Raw genomic sequence first — 1514 nt, 5'->3', positions numbered from 1 at the left:
AGAAGCCGTTGTCTTTCCGATAGTGACGGGTGCGTTTTCGCTGGTCAGGCATAGTGCCGGTGTATCGGTGGCAGGGACGGGGTGTCGTGTCGTCTCTTCGGTGGAGGTGCCGGATGCCGTCGGTGATGGGGCTGCTGGAGGAGCGCGAGCGTGCTGCTCGGCAGCGGGTTGAGGTCCTGCAGGCCGAGCTGCGGGAGGCGGAAGCCGCGTGGGAGCGGTTCGTGGTTGCCCGTCAGGCGGTGGCGGAAGTCCTGGCAGAACCTGCTGCAGGCGAGGAGGCGCCGTCGGTCGGGGTGGCCGTTGAACGGCCTGCGCGAGTCGCCGGGGCGGTGCCCGGCTCGATGGTTCCCGTCTGGCGGGAAGGGCTCGCTCTCGACTCGCTGGCGCCGGACTACCAGCGGCTCGTGGATGTCCTTGCGGGGAGCGGGGAGGAGATGGACTGTCGCCAGCTCGCGGCGGCCCTGGGTCTGGAGGTGGTCGCGGCGAAGGTGGAGGGGGTGCGGTCGAAGGTGAAGCGCTTGGCCGCGCGGGGCTGGCTGGCTGAGGAACGCCCGGGAATGTTCCGTCTGCTCACCGGGCGAGCCGGCGGCTCATGACCATGCTCATCGACCACCGGATCATCGCTTCGGAGGTGTCGGTGCGGGTCTCGTAGTCGCGGGCCAGGCGGCGTGAGTGCATCAGCCAGGCGAACGTCCGTTCCACCAGCCACCTTTTCGGCAGCACGACGAAGCCCGTGGTGTCGTCGGTGCGTCTGACCACCGTCAGCGCGATCCGCAGGGCATCGCGGGCGAGGTCGACCAGGCGTCCGGTGTAGCCGCCGTCGGCCCACACCAGCGAGATGCGCCAGTGCCTCTCACGCAGCCGCTCCAGCAGTGTCCGGCCGGCCTCGCGGTCGGTGACGGATGCCGCGGTGACCATCACGGCCAGCAGCAGCCCGAGGGTGTCCACGACGATGTGCCTCTTGCGGCCGTTAACCTTCTTCCCGCCGTCGAACCCCCGGCTGGCAGCCGGCACCGACGCCGCCCCTTTCACCGACTGCGCGTCGATGATCCCGGCGGTCGGCTCCGGGTCACGGCCCGCCGCCTCGCGGACCCGGTCGCGCAGCCGGTCGTGGAACTCGGCGACCAGGCCCTTGTCCCGCCAGCGCCGGAAGAAGGCGTAGACGCGGTCCCATGCGGGAAAGTCCGCGGGCACCGCCCTCCAGGCAATGCCGCCAGCGACCAGGTAGCGCACCGCGTCGACCAGCTGCCGGTGGCAGTAGCCCTCCGGCTGCCCGCCGCGACCCTCCAGCCAGGCAGGCACGGGCATTGCGTCGCGCACGACTGCCCACTCCGTGTCGCTCATGTCCGAGGGGTACCTCGGACGCCTGTGCGGGCGGTTCCCGGCGTTCCCGAACCGGTGAGCGAGACAATCACACGACAGGGGAACGGAGTTGGACGACAGCGACACGGACACGGAAGACTGCGGCACCAGGGGCCTCCTGTTGCTCGGCTGGATTCGACACCCACGAGCTG

At 70.3% G+C, this 1514-nt stretch carries 2 protein-coding genes; one reads left to right on the top strand and one right to left on the bottom strand.

Annotated elements, in window-relative coordinates; all coding sequences use genetic code 11:
* Window positions 1-113: 113 nt before the first annotated feature.
* On the top strand, window positions 114-596 hold the full coding sequence (locus tag ABZ885_RS40965; protein ID WP_360200273.1) for a hypothetical protein: 483 nt from the start codon (window positions 114-116) through the stop codon (window positions 594-596).
* On the opposite strand, the gene ABZ885_RS40960 is transcribed toward ABZ885_RS40965, so the two are convergent.
* Entirely contained in the window at window positions 571-1344 is a 774-nt protein-coding gene (locus ABZ885_RS40960; protein WP_360200271.1) for an IS5 family transposase, read from the bottom strand. The genes ABZ885_RS40965 and ABZ885_RS40960 overlap by 26 nt on opposite strands.
* Window positions 1345-1514 lie beyond the last annotated feature (170 nt).

The sequence above is a fragment of the Kitasatospora sp. NPDC047058 genome (assembly GCF_040643935.1).
In the GTDB taxonomy this organism is placed as follows: domain Bacteria; phylum Actinomycetota; class Actinomycetes; order Streptomycetales; family Streptomycetaceae; genus Kitasatospora.
The sequence above is the reverse complement of the archived record's forward strand: the minus strand, read 5'-3'. Positions and strand labels throughout refer to the sequence as shown.

What these genes read in the sequence shown, in the direction of transcription:
- ABZ885_RS40965 (WP_360200273.1), top strand. Translation starts at nt 114, where the DNA reads ATGCCGTCGGTGATGGGGCTGCTGGAGGAGCGCGAGCGTGCTGCTCGG.
- ABZ885_RS40960 (WP_360200271.1), bottom strand. Translation starts at nt 1,344, where the DNA reads ATGAGCGACACGGAGTGGGCAGTCGTGCGCGACGCAATGCCCGTGCCT.